Annotated in this window: 12 protein-coding genes; 10 read left to right on the top strand and 2 right to left on the bottom strand. The window is 33.7% G+C overall.

All coding sequences use genetic code 11. The features are described 5' to 3' along the window. Positions 1–196: 196 nt before the first annotated feature. Together RM553_RS08305 and RM553_RS08300 are read right to left on the bottom strand one after the other, a co-directional pair. On the bottom strand, positions 197–1,069 hold the full coding sequence (locus RM553_RS08305) for a hypothetical protein (protein ID WP_311534461.1): 873 nt from the start codon (positions 1,067–1,069) through the stop codon (positions 197–199). Between the two features lie 68 nt (positions 1,070–1,137). Next, on the bottom strand, positions 1,138–2,406 hold the full coding sequence (locus RM553_RS08300) for a HEPN domain-containing protein (RefSeq protein ID WP_311534460.1): 1,269 nt from the start codon (positions 2,404–2,406) through the stop codon (positions 1,138–1,140). A 264-nt stretch (positions 2,407–2,670) separates the two neighbouring features. Here RM553_RS08300 and RM553_RS08295 point away from each other — a divergent pair, with 264 nt between their 5' ends. From RM553_RS08295 to RM553_RS08250, 10 genes are all read left to right on the top strand, one after another. Continuing rightward, entirely contained in the window at positions 2,671–3,078 is a 408-nt protein-coding gene (locus RM553_RS08295) for a helix-turn-helix domain-containing protein (RefSeq protein ID WP_311534459.1), read from the top strand. Positions 3,079–3,382: 304 nt separating this feature from the next. Continuing rightward, complete coding sequence (locus RM553_RS08290; RefSeq protein ID WP_311534458.1) at positions 3,383–7,732, top strand: hypothetical protein; 4,350 nt, start codon at positions 3,383–3,385, stop codon at positions 7,730–7,732. Positions 7,733–8,302: 570 nt separating this feature from the next. Beyond that, positions 8,303–11,890, top strand: a complete 3,588-nt coding sequence (locus RM553_RS08285) for a PAS domain-containing hybrid sensor histidine kinase/response regulator (RefSeq protein WP_311534457.1) — start codon at positions 8,303–8,305, stop codon at positions 11,888–11,890. 151 nt (positions 11,891–12,041) lie between these two features. Beyond that, the gene (locus RM553_RS08280) at positions 12,042–12,755 is read left to right on the top strand and encodes a hypothetical protein (RefSeq protein ID WP_311534456.1); all 714 of its coding nucleotides are present in this window, start codon (positions 12,042–12,044) and stop codon (positions 12,753–12,755) included. 3 nt (positions 12,756–12,758) lie between these two features. After that, positions 12,759–13,139: a response regulator transcription factor gene (locus tag RM553_RS08275; RefSeq protein ID WP_311534455.1), complete on the top strand. Its 381-nt coding sequence runs from the start codon at positions 12,759–12,761 to the stop codon at positions 13,137–13,139. Between the two features lie 8 nt (positions 13,140–13,147). Further along, entirely contained in the window at positions 13,148–14,173 is a 1,026-nt protein-coding gene (locus tag RM553_RS08270) for a hypothetical protein (RefSeq protein WP_311534454.1), read from the top strand. Positions 14,174–14,218: 45 nt separating this feature from the next. Continuing rightward, positions 14,219–15,643, top strand: a complete 1,425-nt coding sequence (locus RM553_RS08265; RefSeq protein ID WP_311534453.1) for a glycosyltransferase family 2 protein — start codon at positions 14,219–14,221, stop codon at positions 15,641–15,643. A gap of 142 nt (positions 15,644–15,785) precedes the next feature. Then, positions 15,786–16,505, top strand: coding sequence for a LytR/AlgR family response regulator transcription factor (locus RM553_RS08260; protein ID WP_311534452.1), 720 nt, complete (start codon positions 15,786–15,788; stop codon positions 16,503–16,505). Positions 16,506–16,703: 198 nt separating this feature from the next. After that, the gene (locus RM553_RS08255) at positions 16,704–17,030 is read left to right on the top strand and encodes a YegP family protein (protein ID WP_311534451.1); all 327 of its coding nucleotides are present in this window, start codon (positions 16,704–16,706) and stop codon (positions 17,028–17,030) included. Positions 17,031–17,168: 138 nt separating this feature from the next. Then, positions 17,169–19,856 carry a PAS domain-containing protein gene (locus RM553_RS08250; RefSeq protein ID WP_311534450.1) on the top strand — a complete coding sequence of 896 codons (2,688 nt, stop codon included), beginning with the start codon at positions 17,169–17,171 and terminating at the stop codon, positions 19,854–19,856. Positions 19,857–19,871 lie beyond the last annotated feature (15 nt).

Raw genomic sequence — 19,871 nt, 5'->3', positions numbered from 1 at the left:
CTTTTTATAAGGCCTTTCCTAATTTCAAATCCTGAAATGCAAGCCACATCAAAAGGTAATGCGTACGGCTCTGAAAGAAGTAAATGAAAAGAATAGCAGCCTGTTTTCATTTCGGTGAGAGATGCCACTCAAAATTTGTTTTTAGAAGGTAATCAAAGGAAAATGCACCGGATAAAAAAAGTAAATGTTATTATTCTTAATGAGCAAGTTCTTTTCTTCTTTTATTTTCATAATCCAGACATTTCTGATGATAACGATTCAGTTCATTTTTAGCAATTACATGAGCCTCTCTTAAAAAGTCGCTGCACAGAGCGGCTGCCTGTTCCGATTCTTCTTCCTGAATCTTGATTTCCGTATTTTGTTGCATAATTTCATGTGCATCCAATAATAGGTGGTAAGCATTCATGGTTAGTCTTGCAGTTTCATTTTCTTTTAGCAGGCTTATATAGTAACTGCATAAATGGAGAAGGTATTTTAGTTGAAGAATTTTAGGTTTGAAGTCCCAGCACACCACAAGCAATCCCAAACATAATTGTTGAAGACAGTCATGAAGAATGCTCATCTTTGCTGCGCTATCAATATCACTTCCATCATATTCTTCTGCTTTTAACAGTAGAAAACAAGCACGTTTTGACCTTATCTTCCATTCCGAAGTTTTTCTCTTCCAGAATACAAGGTAATGGGATGGCTCTAACTTTAAATCCTTTATAGAAGTATCAATACTATAAAAAGGTGAGATATTAGCCTGAATTTGTCCTAAAAAGGTACTACCTCTGTCAATTTGCCTCAGGAATTCTGAAAGATTATATACAATAGGACATATCACATATTCCGGGTAATTGTTTTTCAGCAAAAACTTCTGAATCTTTTTTTCATTTATTTTATAAATTCCTCTAAAAATTATAAATAGTAAAAATGTATAGCCGCTATTATTATTTAAAACTGTTGGCTCAAGCTTTAATTTTTGCACCTCTTTTTCTTTTCTGCTCCCCAGGAGATACACCGAATGAACATCATATTTGGCAATTATAAGATCTATGATCTTCTTCAGTAGTTTTTTCTTCTTCATAATAGGAAATTTTAGTTGGGAGAAATGTTCTTAAAGAAAGGTTCAGTATTTACTGAAATGTTGAAATGTTATCCAGGTTCAACTAAATCAGAATATTCTTTTATAATATCTTCTAAGCACTCCATTTCTTCATAAGGCAATAATTCCAGCACATGTTCTAAAACTGTCTGAATATTGACGTTGGGCTGAGGAATTGAACGGGAATAGGAAGTTCCCGCATTGTTAGAAGCCAGGATGCAGACTTTCAGAATTCCACCTATAGTATAAATAACATCAGCAATTCCAGAAATAGGGAATTCGCTTCTATAAACTAACTTATCCTTCTTGAGTCTATATAATTTTTTTTCAAGTAGTGCCTGAAGTTTTGACCTGATTTCAATTATATCATTAGTATCTGCTGTAATTTCCGGCGCATTTTCTGAAAAGTCAAGATGGGGATTATGATGTTTTTCAGGTGCTGTAGCGTTTTCCAAATTCTGATATTCCGGATTCTCGGTTTTTTCTTCTTTTTCAGAACCAGGCTTAGTCTGGGACTGACAATTTTTCAAGTGCTTCTGGTATAACTCTTCAACTTTCTCGCAGAACCATTTCAATTCAACAAGAATTTGATCTATTTCCTTTTTTGTAATACAATATTCATCCTCATACCTTCCGGCACTATAGGCATGTTCCAGAAGCACTAAAAGTTCTTTAGACTCCGGAGAGTTTTGAAAAGGTAATATTTGAGGGAAAAAAGACCTGCAGTAGTTAATATGGCTGATGATACTATGGGTAACCCGGCATTTACCTATACATAGCCTCTCAATACACCGAAAAAGAAATTCAAATGCCTGGTGGAAATTAAAGGCAGCTAATCCAAACTGCTGATCTTCCATAAGCGTGCGGCCTGTCTTTTCAAAAGAATCTACTTTTCGCTTTTCTCTGTTATAATGCCTGGAAGCCCAAACCAAGAGACCGTTTAAAGATAATTCAGGATAGCTTAATATATTCTCTCCCTCAGGATTGGAGTATATGAATGTTCCCAAACTACAATGTTCTAGAAAATAAAGGCTGCCTCGTTGCATTGCAGTATCTGCTTGTTCCTCGTTATAGATACGAATCCTGAATTCTGGATAACCTTTTTGTATTTCAGCTATTAAAGAAAATACTTCATTAGGAATAGGATCAAGGCTAATATCAACAAAACCGGTTAGGATGTAGTAATTGGATTCACCTTCGGTTTGCTTTTTTGAAAGGTAAATTTGATCCAAAGTAAGTACATTTAATATTTGGCGGGTAAGCTCCGTGATTTTCTCAGTGAACTCAAACTGATCAGGCAGGTTTAGATAATTAGTCATAGTTAAAAGTTTTATTTCAATAGTATTTGCAGTACCTGGTTAAGAACTTGTTGAATAGTCTTCTGAACCTGTACATTTTCAGTAGGATAAATTCCTATATTTGTTAATACCTTCATGATGCTGAAATTTTTATTCCTGTTGAAGGTAAAAAGCAGCAAGGTCGTACCCTACCAAAGTGCCTTGTATAATACCCGCAAGGGTTTGTATTTTACCCGTGAGGGTTATCCGTAAATTTTTAGAAGAAGAAATCGTTATATTTGAGCTATGACAACAACCACCAAATCAAACCACATCGGCCGTAAAATTGCCCGCATTCGTGAACTGCGCGGCATGAAGCAGGAAACTCTTGCCGAAGAATTAGGCATTAGCCAGCAAAGTGTTTCTACAATTGAAAAAAGTGAAACCTTAGAAGATGAAAAACTTGAAAAAGTGGCGAAAGTTCTTGGTGTCACTAAAGAAGGAATAGAAGATTTTTCTGAAGAGGCCGTTTTTAATATTATAGGAAACACGGTAACTAATCATGATAATGCCTCATTATTTTGTTACCAGCCAAACTTCAATCCTTTAGATAAATTGGTAGAAGCCTATGAAGAAAATAAAAAACTTTACGAGCGTTTAGTACAGGCGGAGAAGGATAAGGTGGCTTATTTGGAGAAGTTATTAGGAAAATAATTTGTAAGTTTCTAAACGCTTGGGCTGCATGTAAGCTTCTTTTTTATTTTGAATTAAAAATATATAGATCAAATAGCTTTTTAATTTAAATTGAATAAACTGGTCTATATCCCAAAAGTGGATTTTAGAGTTGAGAGTTACAGGATATCCCTGTTTACAATACCATGAATAAATTATCCCTTTAACCCTAAGCTTAAAAACTAAGTATCTTCATTCCTTTTGTAAAATTTTTATCACCCTTTCCTTTTTAGCAAATGAATCGGAGAAGGTGACCTTTAAAATAATGAAATGAAAAACGTCATCAATGCAGAAAGATGAAATTAAAGACATACTAAAAGAAAATCCTTTTAGCACTTCTTATAATTTAAAAAAGGTAATTAAGGCATCAAAGGCGGATAACATCACAAAGCAAGATTTTGATCTCTTTAGGTTTCTCCTTCACTGTCGTAAATTGTACTTAAAATCAATTCAAAATATTTTTAAAACTTTTAGTGAATTAAACTTAGAGAAGGCAGAGTTAATAGGTTTTTTCTTCAAAGGAGTGAATAAGCAATATATAAACTCTCGCAATATTCATATTAAACAATTGGTTAAAAAAAATGAGACTGGTTCTGTTGCAGTGGACATGGAAAGTCTTTCCTTTCAAAGATTTGAAACAGCGCATGGTAATGAAATAGCAACTAAAGAAGTCTTTGAAAGAGGAGGAGATGTTTTAAACATTTTTATATCAATTGTAAATCAATGGAAGCTAAAAAAAGAGAATAGAAAAGCTGAGGATTTAGATAATCAGTTTTTCTTTGACCGTTTTAGCGAAATATGGATGAATATATCTCAGATATACTCTTTTAGTTCATTCTATGACATTTTGAGGTTTGAAAAAGGCTATATAATTGCTAACAATGATGACTCAATAGTGAAAATAAAATGCTCCGATGAATATAAAGAAGTAAGGACTATTAGTAAAATAGGCGAAATTAGAGAGGCAAGTTATCTAAACGAATATTTTTCTTATCTATTAATTTCTGACATTGATTCAAAGAAAGAAAAAACAATTATTGATTATAAAGTCACAGATGGGGTTATTAATCCAATTACTGGAAATAAGAAAGGGAAATATGATTTTGCACATTACGCAAAATATTTAGCTTCTAGTGGTTTTTTAGAAAATGAAAAATTTGATTGTTACAATATTGAATTATTTCAAATCTTTAAAATAATTAATGTTGTAGAAGATTTAATGTCATTGATAAATATGCAAAGTCTAAAAATGAATATTGACAAGTCACTTAAAGAGGTGCCTAATAAAATTCATAGAAGAATTCTAATTGATGTTATTAATAAATGTACTGGTATTTCACATAATTCAATTGACAGAATTATTAATGCATTAACAGATAAAAGTGAATCTCCCTATTTTTGGAGAAAGCCCTTATATCAATTTGGCGATTATTTATATCTGTCTTTAGCTTTACTTTCTGCTCCTAACTACAGACTATTATTGGATAGTATATTAAATGAAATTCAACAAGACCATTTAGGGCAATTAGACAGGCTCAAGAAGTATATTGAGAAAGAGATAACGGATGCAGGTTGTAAATACCAATTTGAAATTTTTGAAAATAACGAAAATGAATTGCTTGATGATTGTATTTTAGTTGAATTAAAAGATTATTATTTATTTATCAATTTATTCTTTTTTATAAAACACCCAATTGAATCAGAAGAAATCAATCATTATTTAAACTTATTGAATACTTTTTCAAAGAAATTAGATGGTAAAACAAAAAATATAATTGAGACTTTTAAATTAAATAAACCAGCAACACCAATCATAATTGGTAATAACAATTCTTTCTCAGGGCTTAAATTTAATAATGTACCATTTCTGGATTTTCCATTATTGAAGAATTATTTTTCTACAGGAGAATTTTCAAAAGCACGGATGGTTTTTAAAGAAAAAATGGTTTTCCCAAAAGTGTTTAATAGGATCACCTATTATAATGATGAGAAAGAGTTCAACAAAAATTTACTTATTTTTATTAACTATCCCTTACCAATTTTCCAAAGGGCTAATAAAATTTTTTGGAAAGAACAATCAGTATTCCCTGATGGTGTCAAACCTAAACTTTTCATGGATAACTATGATTTTATTGACGAAGAAAATTTTTTGGAAAATGAAATTACAGCTCTAAGTCGTTCATTAAACTTTCAATTTTACAATGATACTCAAGATAGGGAAGATGAAATATTTAATGAGCATATTCAATTTTACTTAACAAACATTTTTAACTCTTTAGCTTTTGGCAAGTACGATTTGTCGGTTTATCGCTATAGGATTTCAGATATTTTTCAAAAATCACGTATTCATGGTTTTTTTCATTTAATAACCTATTTCACAAATGCGTTAGGAGAATTAAATCATATTAAGTTAAAGAAGGATAAAAAATTTAAATCTGTTAATTATGAAAAAGAAGATGCATTTTCTCTTTATACTAGTCTTTTTTCTAGTAAAAATGAAATAAGACTTTTTGATTTTACAATTGATATTCCTCTGAACAAAAAAGAAGAAAAACAACTAATTTCCTTGTCTTTAGATTATTTATCAACTTTAGTAACCAAAAAATATAATATTGATGAAGTGCAGAACTATCTTTCGTTTTTGTGTATTGTCAGAGTATTTAAAAACAAGTACAATTTAGAAAATGAGTTTTATTCGGTATGTAGCAATTTAATCTCTGCTTTAAATTTTGACAACAGATACCAACAAGCTAGAAATTTATCTGAAGAGATTTTACTGATTTCCTTAGAGAATAAAAAAGCATATAGAGGCTGGGGAATGTTGTTTTTGTGTTTGGAACAGCAAAAAAATGTTTTTGATTCAACTGTTTACGGATGCCTGTATATAACTTCCCTTTCAGTTGAAACAAAGTTAAGTTATACAGAGTTTGTTGATGTGTTCTATAGTATTCTAAAATTTGCTCGAGACAAACCTGCATATCATTTATTGGATGGGGTTTTTGAATTATTGAAAGGCATTAAGCTTAATGATTATGATGAACAAAAAATCCATTTAAGCTATTATTTATCAATAGCCAATCGCGGTAAAGGTGAATTAAATAAAATTGTGGATGAATCCATAGTATTTTTTAGAAAAAACAAACAAAAAATAATTAGATACAAGGACAATGGTGTCTTTCCTTGGTTAAATTATTTTTATAACCTCGTTAGATTCAAAGAGGAGGGTTTTATAGTTTCTGATACTAAAATTGATGACATAATAAATGAACTTGAAGATAAGTTAAACGATGAGTCAAAAGGGCATTTAAAAAAGATGCATTTTTCTACTAATAATGTGAAGAATGGTTTTATAGAGAGTTTGAAAAACGTTTTGTTGACCTATTCATATCAAGATTTCATTTATGAGATTCAAAACTTGGAATTGATTGCTAACCATCTAATAAGGTATGGAATTGATAAAAATGATTTTGATAGTATATTATTGTCAGGATTTGTATTTAACGATATAAGCTTGACCTACAATAATAGGTATATTGAAAAAGAAACAAAAGTTCAATTTGATTTTAAAAATAACATTGAGTATGAGCACTTAAGCAATTATTCAGAGTATATCAAAGAAAAAATTCATATTAGAGATGAGCAACTCATTTTGTATTTATTTGATTTTAAAGCAATTGTTTACGGCCTAATAATCAATGCAAAAAAGTCCATGGAGATTATTAAAATTCCAGAATGGGGATTATCGATTATGAACAAATGGTTGAAACAAAAACATAAGTTTTATTTTGATTCCAAAAAATATTTCGATTTAAGAGATCAGGAGGAAGCATATAAAGAAATTGTAAATCAATTAAGGTTTACAGAGACAATTTTAAATCATGAATTTGAAGAATTATTGATAGCTACTAATTTGAGCTTATCAAAATTTCCTGTTAACTTACTTATTAATGAAAGTGATTTTTTAGCAACAAGAAAAAAAGTCGCCAATATATTAAGTTTAGAATGGTTCGTTGGTAATGATGAGCAACTTATTTTGAAAAGCAATTATTCAAGAACCTCTTGGATTCCAATTGAAGATGCTGACCCTGATATTAATTTTGCTTATGATAAGCTTAAACCAATTTTTGACAAGTATAGTGTAGAAGCAATAACCGAAAGTGTGCCAAAAAAAGTAATTGATACAGATGTAAATATATTTTTGGCTCATGGAGAATTAAATCAATTAGGTTTTAAAGCAATTTATAGAAGTGATGGAATTAATAGTGCTGTAATTGAAAATAAAGAGTTAATTGGGCGAGGAGAAGTTGCTATTCTATTTATATGTAATTCAGGTATAATGAACGAAGACTTGTTTTCAAATAGTGTAATCTCTTTAGTACACGAAATAATTCTTTCAGGGTACAAAACAGTTATAGCTCCTTGTTGGAGTTTAGATACCTCAATACCTTCATTTTGGTTAGATGAATTTTTACTGTCATTTAATAATGGTGATTATATTAGTAAGTCGGTTTTCATGGCAAATAATAAATTAGCGGAGTACAATGATACTATTTCAAATGCATTCTATGTTCCCCAAGGAAGGTTAGCCATGCATCTCTATGGAAATCCAAACATAAAAGTTTCAGAAAGAATATAATTCGTTGTGAGTCAGGAATGGGTCTATTTTCGTTTGAAGAATAATATTATTAATTTTTTTTATACTTTTAAAATATCAAAGACGATCAAATAAAATGGATCGTATAGTTCTTTCAAGTTTAGTGAATGATTCAGTGAATAGTTCCTCTCGATAAAAAATAAAGTGGCTGGTAGCGAGCTTTTAGAAAAGCCGTAGTATTTCCTGCCACCCCGACGAACCTTATCGAAAAGAGAACTAAAACACTGTTAATCTATTGATTTTCAGTGTTTTTTGTTTTTAATTGTAAAGTATGACTTCACCCGTTGCACGGATCAAGCCTAATTTCATTCCCGGGATTAAACACTATAACCAGGTATATTTCAAGTTGCTGGACACAAATAGGATCTTCTGGATAGGATTTCCTCAATCACTGCTTAAAAGGTAAGGCCCTCCTACCTGTGATTGGAGGAAGATTATAAGACAAGGACATTAAACTACGCAGATATTATATTTTTGACCAGTCCGAAAATAGAGTGAAGGCCAAACCACGAAAATTTTAGTTAGATTTATCCAGCCTAAATCTAATTAATTATGCCTCTCAAATTCAATTTTACAGAATTGTTCTCCAGTTTAGTTGTTAAAGAACCATCTTTAGCCGGTTGGATTACTGAAGATGTTCTTCATGGAATCTGGATAATCAAATATGGCAAAACCAGGGATATATGGATAAATAATGCTTTCTGGAAAAGTATAGGCTATGAAACTATTTCAGAAAAAGAGCAGGAAGAAAAATGGGAAACTTCTATTCCTTCTCAAGTAAAGGAAAATATCCTTGGTGAAGGATTTGAAGGTAAACCGCCAGAAACTGACACATTCCAGTTTCAAAAACCGACTAATACGAAGGTGTCTTTTAAAACCAGGTCTAAAAAGATAAAAATCTCGTCTTCAGAATACTATATAATTATAAAGTTTTCACGCCTTAAGGAAGAAAAATCTAACCCAGTAGACTTAAAGAATTTTAGAGATTTAAATTCCGTATACCACGAAACAAATGAACTGGCAAAGGTAGGAGGCTGGGAAGTAGACCTTGTTAATAACAAAGTTTTCTGGACCAAAGTAACTAAAGACATTCATGAGGTTGGCCAGGATTATGAACCTAATTTGAGTGAGGGAATTAATTTTTACAAGGAGGGCTGGAGCAGGGATAAGGTTACTAAAATGGTTGGTGAAGCAATAGAAAAGGGAACTCCATATGATTCTGAATTTAAATTAGTCACGGCCAAAAATAATGAAATCTGGGTTAGGGCGTTTGGTAAACCGGAATTCAGGAATGGTAAATGTGTTAGAATTTATGGGGCTTTTCAGGATATTAATTCAAAAAAACTGAGTGAACTTAATTATGAAAGAGCTAAAGAACAGTTTGAAACGGTTTTCAATCATTCTACCATAGGGAACCTGCTAGTACATGTCTCAGGTAAAATCTTACTGTTAAATCCTGCCAGTCTCAAAATCTTCGGCTTTGAAGAGAAGGATAAAAGTGAAGCTATGAAGCTCACCTTCAGAGACCTGATCCATCCAGATTTTTTAAGGGAGGCCGTAGAACAACGTAACCGGCTAACAAATAATGAAATTGATAACTATCAATTAGAAGCTCAGTTTTATACAAAGCAGGGAAAACTCATCTGGTGCCGTATGCATAGCGGTATTGTACGATCTGAGAATAAAGGAGATGAACTTATTATAAGCCAGGTAGAGGATATCACTGCCAGTAAAGAACTGGAGTTCGAAGCCAGAGAGAATGCAAAAAGGTTTAAGAGTGCTTTTGAATATTCCCCTAACGGAATGGGTGTGGTAAGCATTGAAGGCAACTGGCTGATGGTGAATCAAAACCTCGCCAGTATGTTCGGTTACACCAAAACCGAGTTTAAACATAAAACTTCAAAGGAGTTAACCCATCCAGAAGATCTTAAAAAAGACACACCGCAACTGAAGGCTTTACTTAACCGCGAAATTGACACCTATAGTGTAGAGAAGCGATTCATTCATAAAAATGGCAAAACTATATTCGGGCTATTGAATGTATCCTTAATTGTGGATGATAATGGTAAACCTTTATATCTAATAGGCCAGATAAGTGATATCACCCAAAGAATCCTTTCCCAGAGAGCGCTGCAAAAAAGCTTAAATGAATTGCAAAGTTTGATGGACGCCAGCACGCAGGTTTCATTGATTGAAACAGATTTGCATGGTGTGGTACAAAAGTTCAATAAAGGAGCAGAGAACCTTCTTGGCTATACTGCAGAAGAGGTGATAAAAAAACTTAATGTTGAGAAATTACATGATGCTGAAGAAATCAGGCTTAGAGGTGAAGAACTGAGTGAGCAGTTTAATCGGAAAATACAGGGATTTGATGTTTTTACTGCAAAAGCCAAAGATGGTAATTTTGATGCAAGAGAGTGGACCTATATTCGCAAAGATGGTTCAGAATTTACAGTTCAGCTTGTAGTTACAGCAATTAGAAATCATAAAGGCAAGATTACCGGATATCTTGGTGTGGCTACCGATATTTCTGAATTGAAGGAAATGGAAATATCTCTTATTAAAGCTAAGAAGAAGGCAGAAGCAGCGAATCAGGCCAAATCAGAATTCCTGGCCAATATGAGTCATGAAATCAGGACTCCCCTGAATGGAATTATTGGATTTACAGATCTCTTAATGAGGACAGAACTTGATGAATCCCAGAGCCAGTACATGAAAACAGTATATAATTCAGCAAATTCATTGATGGACCTGATCAACGATGTACTTGATTTCTCTAAAATAGAAGCTGGAAAATTAGAACTTAGTGAAGAGCGAACCGATCTTGTACTGGTATGTGCGCAAACGGTGGATATCGTAAAACACCAGGCTCATAAAAAAGGGCTGGAAGTTCTTTTGAACATATCTCCTTTCCTCAGAAGATATGTTTATGCTGATACGGTGAGATTAAGGCAGATACTTACCAATTTACTCGGCAATGCGGTTAAGTTCACAAAAGAAGGAGAGATCGAGCTAAGTGTGGATTCTAAAGTTATTGGTGATCATGAGGAAGAATTATTATTCTCCTTTGCCATACGCGATACCGGGATTGGAATTGCGAAGAAGAACCTGAAGAAAATATTCAATGCATTCGATCAGGAAGATGCTTCCACAACCAGGAAATATGGAGGAAGCGGTCTAGGATTATCCATAAGTAATAAACTTTTAAACCTTATGGATAGCAAGCTTGAGGTGAAAAGTAAACTTAATGAAGGAAGTGTATTTTCCTTCAAGGTAAGACTACAAACCGAAAAAGAAGCTCCTAAACAAAACAAACCTCTGTCCTCTATTAAAAATGTACTGATTATTGATGACAATACCAATAATCGCATCATCCTAAGAGAGATGCTTGCGGTGAACAAGATTAAATCTAAAGAATGCGGTAATGGAATTGAGGCTCTGAGTACGATAAAAGCAAAGGAGGAAACTTTTGATCTGGCCATTATAGATTATAATATGCCATATATGGATGGAATTAAGCTAATTGAACAAATTAGGACAGAGATGGGCTATGGAGCCGAGGAGCTGCCTATTATTTTACTCCATAGCTCTGTAAATGATGAAGAAATTATCAATAAATGCCGTAAACTTGAGGTGCAGTACAATATCACGAAGCCTATTCATTTGCACCAGTTATACGAGATAATTGAAGAAATAGAACAGCCTTATACAAATGAAGTCGCCATTGAGGAAAAATTGCCTGAAACTAAAAACTTCTTAAAACCATTCAATATTCTCATTGCTGAAGATAATCCGGTTAATAAATTCCTTGCAAATACCATTATTAAAAAAGCGCTGCCCAATGCTACTCTCTTCCAGGCCGAAAATGGTGAAGAAGCTGTAGAACAATTTGAAAAACATGAACTGGACCTTATTTTCATGGATATACAAATGCCAGTATTGAGCGGATTTCAGGCTACAGGAAAAATTCGTAAATTAGAGAAAGAAAATTCGCACATCCCGATAATAGCTTTAACCGCGCGAACCGTTAAAGATGAAATGGAAAAGTGTCTTGAAATGGGTATGGATGACTATCTAACGAAACCGGTTATTCTTGATGATATTAAAGAGAAACTTTCTAAATTCCTTATTGAGAATTAGGTTTTAAAAAATTTGAACATCGCATAAGATCTAGATTTAACGCAGGAAAATGGAAAAAATTAGTTTACTTTGACTAAAATTCGTTTACATTTTTCCGAAGGAATCTCAGTTTTTAAGATCTATAAAGATTTGCTGTCCCAATTAAAATCCAATGAATGATAAATTGAAAAATAGTGATTTAAAGTCGATCCTTATAATTGAAAGTAATGGGGATGAAGTAAAGCGATTTGTCGATGTAGTGCAAAATAATTGTGATGCTAAAGTTACATCTTTTAAAAGTAGCGTAGAAGCTATTCTCTGGTTACAGAACAATTTTGCCGATATCATTATCCTGGAGGAAGGCCTACAGCCTATGAATGTGACCCAAACTACAGAATACATCCAGATTGAATTAGGAAAGAACGCTCCCATTTTTATTTCTTCTACAAAGAAATCGGCAAAGAACGATGAGAAATTACTTCAAAAGCCATTTACCCTGGAAGGTTTGCAAAAGCTATGCAGTAAAAAGATAGAAGTGAAACAGGATGCTTTGCATTATTCACTGGAGTACCTTACAGAGATTTCAGACAGAAATACTGAATTTATATGTGGTAGTATAGAAATTTTTAAAACTTCTGTAAGCGAACAAATATTACTACTGGAAAAAGCCCTGGAAAATCAGGAATCCAAAAAAATAGGCGAAATTGCGCACCACATCAAACCTTCATTTGAAATGTTGCTGAACGATGAAGCCGCTGGTTTGTGCAATCATCTTATCTATAAATTTAATGCTTCAGAAGCGCCTGTCCAGATAAAGGAACTCAGGAAAATTTTTGAAAAGATAAAAAAAGAACTGGAGACAGATTTTACCCTAAAAAAATCGTGAGTGATGGAAAAGATTCTGATTATAGAGGATAACCCGATGGTGAGCAAATCTCTTGAGTTTAAATTATCGAGAGATGGTTACGAGGTTTTTATTGCAGAAGATGGTAGAGTTGCAAAAGAGATTCTGGAGAAACAAAAGTTCGATCTTATTCTTACAGATCTAATGCTTCCTTTTGTAACCGGAATACAGTTGATAGAACACGTGAAAGCCGTCTACCCAGGAACACCAATTATCGTACTATCTACTTCAAAGCAGGAAGATATCATTATGGATGCATTTAATCTTGGAGTTGAAGATTTTATAACAAAACCATTTAGCCCCAATGAACTATCGGTACGCGTGAAAAGGTCTATAAAATCTGCATCACTGCCGGAGATTAAATAGGAATTAAGTTGGAGGAGTTTATAGAACATATCATCCAGAACGGAGAATTGATCTTAAAAATCAATCTTATTTTCACAATGGTATTCTTTCTAATCACGCTTTTTTTTATTTCTTCTATACTTTTTCTCCGATATCAGAAGATTCTGAAAGAAAAAAAGCTTAAGAAATTAAATGAGGCGTTAAGCAACTTTATAAACATCTATTTATTTGATGAAAGCTTGTCCCCCAATGATATTAAGACTTTTCAAAGCCAGAATTTAAAGAGTGCTTTCGAACAGAAAATAGCAATTAAAACTTTACTTGTTTTTGAAGAAAATTTCAAAGGCAGCACCAATACCATGATTTGCGACCTTTTCTTTATGTGGGAACTGGATAAACTCACAGAAAGAGATCTAAAAAGTGGAATATGGTATAAAATAGCGAGGGCCATATATGTATCTTCAGAACTTCGCCTTATCGATTTTAAGGAACTTGTACAAAGTCATCTTAATTCGGAAAGGGAAGAAGTACGACAGCAGGCCATTTTTTACCTTATAACTATTTCAGAAGAAAAACCGCTGGAATTTCTTGATTTGATTAAAACCCCAATTACGCTTTGGGAGCAGATCTATATCGAAGAATGTTTAAAAACAAAATATTCCGGTCCAATACCCGATTTTTCTATTTGGTTACATCATACTTTAACCAGTGTTCAGCTTTTTTCAATGAAGATGATTAGCGAATACAATCAATATGAAAATATAGATAAAATGGTTCCTTTTCTTTTGAGTGAAAAGGAAGAATTAAAGAATGCAGCCATAGAATATCTCGCACAGTTAGAATATTCAGAACTACTGGATTATTGTAAGGAAACGTTTAACTCGCAAACACCAAATACAAAAAAAGTGATTATAAAGATTCTTCAAAGAATTGGAAATACAGATGATTTTTTGAAATTTGAAAATCGTATTCCTGCTCATGACTGGATGAATCTGCAGGTTTTTAATAATTTAAAATCAAATTTTATCGAAGAATCGAACAGCGTTACTGTGTAGAAAGTAATTGAAGCTTCTTCTCCTGAATTCCAAAACACTGAAAGTTTGAATATTTATCAAATTGCAGAGATAGCCAGCTGGTTATTTTTATTTTACGGCATAATTATCTCCCTGGGTTACAGTTTTGCTGCAATTTTTTCCTTTCTTGAAATTCGGGATTATAAGCGAAAACATAATTTCCAGGCTGAATTCACACTTTTACAATCTTCAAGTTTACCATCTATCTCGGTGCTTGCCCCTGCCTATAACGAAGAGGCAAATGTGGTAGAAAACGTTCGCTCCCTGCTTACTCTTAACTATCCATCCTGTGAAATAGTAATTCTAAACGATGGTAGTAAAGACGGCACTTTGCAGCAATTAATTGAAACTTTTGACCTGGAAGAAAAGGACTTTAAATATTACCAGTTCATTCCTACACAGAAAGTGCGGGCAGTCTACAGATCCCGAAACAAAGCGTATAAAAATTTAAAGATAATAGATAAGGAAAACGGCGGAAAAGCAGATGCTTTAAATACAGGCATCAATCTTTGCGATCATGAAATTACATGCTGTATAGACGTTGATTGTATTCTGGAAAGCGATGCGCTGATGAAACTCGTAAAACCTTTTCTGAATAACACTAAAAAAGTGATCGCTTCCGGAGGAATTATACGAGTGGCAAATTCATGTATTATTGAAGACGGAAGAATAATTGATGTAAAACTCCCTGATACTTTTTTAGCCCGTGCCCAGATCATTGAATATTTCAGAGCATTTTTGATGGGCAGGATGGCATGGTCCCGCTTAGATGGACTTCTCCTCATTTCCGGAGCTTTTGGCATGTTCGATAAAGAAACGGTGATAAAAGCAGGAGGCTATAACACAGATACAGTAGGGGAAGATATGGAGCTACTGGTTAGGATGAGAAGAAAGATGAGGGAAGAAAAGATTTCTTATAATGTAGGTTTTGTTCCAGATCCTTTATGCTGGACAGAAGTTCCACAAAAATGGCATATCCTGCACAGGCAGCGAAACCGCTGGACTAGAGGAACGGCTGAAACCCTGTGGATACATCGGAAAATGCTTTTTAACCCAAAGTATAAAGTTCTGGGAATGTTAAGTACCCCGTATTGGTTCTTTTTTGAATGGCTTGCGCCTCTCATTGAATTTCTGGGCATTCTCTACGTGATATACCTGTTTATTTTCAGCGATTTGAATCCGGTGGTGTATCTCATCTTCTTTGCGGTAGTATATTCTTTTGCAATTCTATTTTCGATAACCGCGCTTTTCTTTGAAGAGTTCTCTTTTCAGCAGTACAAAAAACCCAAATATATTATAAAGCTGATTGGTACCATCCTTATCGAGCCTTTGGTCTATCATCCTTTTATTATGTGGGCTTCTGTTAAAGGAAATTGGGATCTTTATAAAGGAAAGAAGAATTGGGGCACCATGCAGCGAACCGGTTTAGGAAATCCACAGAAAAAGAAATAATTTAATTTTTACATGCAACAGTTATTCGCATTATTTCAGAATTATTTTCGTACTTTAAATTTATCAAAAAAGTGTTGAAATAGGTACAGGCAGATGACTTAGAATACTGCTTGCTTATTCATATTTTATACAAAAATGGAAAATGAACTGCGTAATTGTTGATGACGAGGAATTACCAAGAAAAATATTGATAGAATTAATCAGGCAGAGAGATGATTTAGTTCTATTGAAAGAGTTTAATTCATCGGTAGAAGCACTAAAATATCTTAATACACAGAAAAAAATAGACTTGATTTTTCTGGACATTGTTATGCCTGGTTTTGACGGTTTTGATTTTATAAGAGCCTTAAATTATAATCCGCAAATCATTTTAATTTCCTCCAGTAAAAGCTTTGCTCTTAATGTTTTCGAGTTTGATAATATTACAGATTACCTGCTAAAACCCATAAAAAAGGACAAATTTGAGAGCGCCATCACTAAAGCATCTAGTAGAAAAAAAGGTACAAAGGCCGAGGTAAAAAAACCTGAAGAAGAGGTTTTGTCCAGAGAAGAAAGCGTTCTTTACATAAATATTGATAAGCGTCTTATTAAGATAGATATACCAGGTATAAAAATGATCGAAGCAAAGGGGAATTTTATATATATTAAAACCCTGGATGAAAATTATATTACCTATTCTACCCTCAAGAAAATAGAGGAAAAGTTACCGGCTTCCAAATTTCTACGAGTACATCGTTCCTTTATTATCAACCTCGAAATGATAGTGGACATTCAGGATAACAGTGTGCTTATTGGTAAAGAAGTAATCCCGATAAGCAGAAGGAATAAACCCCAGCTTATGAAACGCCTGAATCTTCTCTAACCGCTAAATGCATCAATTTTACCGTTTATTTTGTCATTTAGGCCGCTAGAATAAAAAAACTTTTCCCACTTGCATTAGTTAATATTTTTACCGCAGTATTAGCAATTTAAACGCATTTTATTACCAACGAGAATCAAAAGATATGTTGGTAGATTTAAATTTCTAATGTAAGAGAAATACTAATTAAGAAACCAAAAAATGGGAAAGTTTGAAATCAAAACCGATAAGTCAGGACAATATCGGTTCAATTTAAAAGCGAGAAACGGACAAATTATTCTTAGCAGCGAAGCCTACAAAACTATGCAGGCCTGTAAGAATGGAATTGAATCTATCAGGAAAAATTCACAAACCGACGATCGTTTCGAGAAAAAGCAGGTTCCAACGGGCCATAGATTTAATTTAAAAGCGACTAACGGCCAGGTAATTGGAACGAGTGAGGTCTATACTACTGTTAGCGGGATGAACAATGGAATTTTTTCTGTCATAAGAAATGCCCCTGATGCAGAAATACTTGTTCTAAGTTAACTGTTCTTTTACAACAACAAGCTTTGCCGCAAATTTACCATACTTAACCAATTTATTCAGACTATCTAAAAGCCCGCTATGCTGTGAAAATTTAAAAATTAACATGCTTTTCCCTACGAAGCATTAATCAAGATTATTATGAAAAAGAATTTTGCGTTCAAAGAACTATTCCGGAACGCCGATTTTATTGCTTGTGTAATAAACATGGAGGGAAGAGTATTGTGGTCTAATGTAAAGGCTGAGGTGTTTTTAGATTTACATCCAGATGATTATTTCAGCAACTGCGGCGATCAAACCTGTAAAGAAGAGCAACTAACTTCCTGCCGGGATTTCACGAATGAATGGGATAATTTCAGTGGGAATAAAGTTGCTGAATCCTACATTTACAAGAAAGATTTCCTAAAGTGGTCGGTTTCCTGGGATGAAGAAGAGAAGCTTTACTATGCGGTTGCCAGCTTTAATTCAAACTCGGAATCTTCAGAAGGACTCCGGAAGAATAAGGAAAATATCAATTATCAATTAGGAATAATTGAAAGAAAACTTTTAGAAGCAGCTTTAAATCAGGAATCTGATCTAAAGGAAATGTTCGAGGAATATATTAAAGGACTGGAGGCTATTTTTACTAATATGAAAGCTTCTATTTTACGGGTAGAAGATGGAAAAGTATGGCATATGGCTTCAGGGGCGCTTCCTAAATCCATTACCTCGGCTATAGATGGCCAGCCTATTGGACCTAAGGCAGGTTCCTGTGGAACTTCAGCCTATACAGGAAAAAAAATAATTGTTACAGACATACAATCTAATGAACTTTGGGACAACTACAGGCATTTTATTCTTCCCTACGGAATAAGAGCCTGTTGGTCCCAACCCATATTTAATGAGAAAAAAGAGGTGATTGCCACTTTTGCCAATTATTATGATCAAACCTGCTTTCCTACAGAAGAAACATTACAGATCTTTGAACGCTCTTCTTCTCTTATTGGTCTCATCCTGGAAAATATCAGAAAAAGTAAAGATTTGAAAATTAGTACGCAACATGCGGAATATGTGAATAAAGCGACGAATGAAGCTATTTACACCAGGGATTTAGGTAGAGACACCATTGAATGGAGCCAGGGTTATCAGGCTCTCTTTGGTTACGACAACGAAAATACCATACTATCCATAAACGATTGGAGGTTACTGGTCTATCCTCCAGATCTGGAGAAAACCATGAACTCATTTCAGGAATTCATTAGCGATCCTTATCAGCATAGATGGCAGGCAAAATATAGATTTAAGAATGCAGAGGATAATTACACGGTAGTTAAGGATCAGGGTTATGTAATACGTGATAAAGAAGGAAAAGCTTTACGCATGATTGGTGTTTTAGGCGACATCACCCTGCAACGTTCAGTTGAACTAAAAAAGGAACTTTTAAGTGAGTTTAGTACTATTTTTAGCAATAATGATAATCTGAAATCAACCCTCTTTGAGGTCACTCAATTATTTAACGAGTATGCAGATTTCCAGATTTCAGAAATATGGCTGGTTAATTCAGATAAAAGCAAGATCGAACTTTTTGCAGGACACAACAATCAATCTGATAATATTAATAGTAATTCTATCGAAAGTTACAGGAAGGGAGATGGGGTTCCAGGCGCCGTTTGGGAGGCAGGAAAACTTCTCATTTCCGATGTAGCGAATATTAATGATCATTGTAAGCTTAATTATCTAAACAAGATTAATCAGATCGAAAAATTAATAGGCGTACCCTTAATTAATAACAATGAACTCATTGGAGTATGGATATGCGGGATAAAAGAAAATATTACTTCCCTTAATTTATTCCGTGAAGTATGGCCCGAAATATCGGGCCAGCTGGCAGCCGAAATCAGCCGAAAAAGCCTGGAACAGGACCTGCAACACATTTTTCAGCTGGTACCAGATTTAATTGGAACCCTGGACTATGAGGGTAATTTTAAAAGGATAAATAAGGCCGGTTGTGATCTTTTAGAATATTCCGAAGAAAAACTTCTCAAGAGTTCTTTATTGAATTTACTCTATACAGATAATACTGATAAATGCAGAAAAACAATTAAGGACAAGATAGATTACGGAAGAAATTTTCATTACGAATGCCAATGTGTTACGGGCTCAGGAAATATAATATGGCTTAATTGGGATTGTACTATCTCGAAAGAAGAAGGACTTATATATGCAGTAGCCAAGGATATTTCCAAGACAAAAGAACTGCAGCAATTATTTGATAATGCAGGCAAACTGGCACGTATAGGTAGTTGGGAATTAGATATTGAAAAAAATAAGGTTTTCTGGTCCCAGATAACTCGCGAGATTTATGAAGCTCCTCAATATTACAAGCCAACAATGGAATCGGTCTTTAAACTGTTACGAAAGGATTACCGTTCCACCATGGAAAGAGCCATAAAAGATGCGAAAGAAAAAAATATATCCTGGGATATGGAACTCCCCATTATTACATTGAATGGAAAAGAAATCTGGATACGTTCTATTGGAAAACCAGAGAAAAAGAACAATAAATGTATTAGAATTTACGGAAGCTTTCAGGATATTGACAAGAGAAAACGAGCTGAAGACAGGATTCTGGAGCATAATGAAATTTTAAAGGATATTGCGAGGCAGCAATCCCACGATGTAAGAGCTCCCGTAGCAAGGCTGATGGGTATTATAGATCTTATGCAACACGGGGGGTTAAAAACTGAAGAAAAAGAAGAATTACTGGATAATATATTAGAATCGGCAGAAGAAATTGATTCTATCATCCGGCAGATTTCAGATAAAACTAATTTCTTAGAACGCAAATAATTAATCACTCTTTAA

The organism is Autumnicola tepida (genome assembly GCF_031846485.1).
Classification (GTDB): domain Bacteria; phylum Bacteroidota; class Bacteroidia; order Flavobacteriales; family Flavobacteriaceae; genus Autumnicola; species Autumnicola tepida.
The sequence above is the reverse complement of the archived record's forward strand: the minus strand, read 5'-3'. Positions and strand labels throughout refer to the sequence as shown.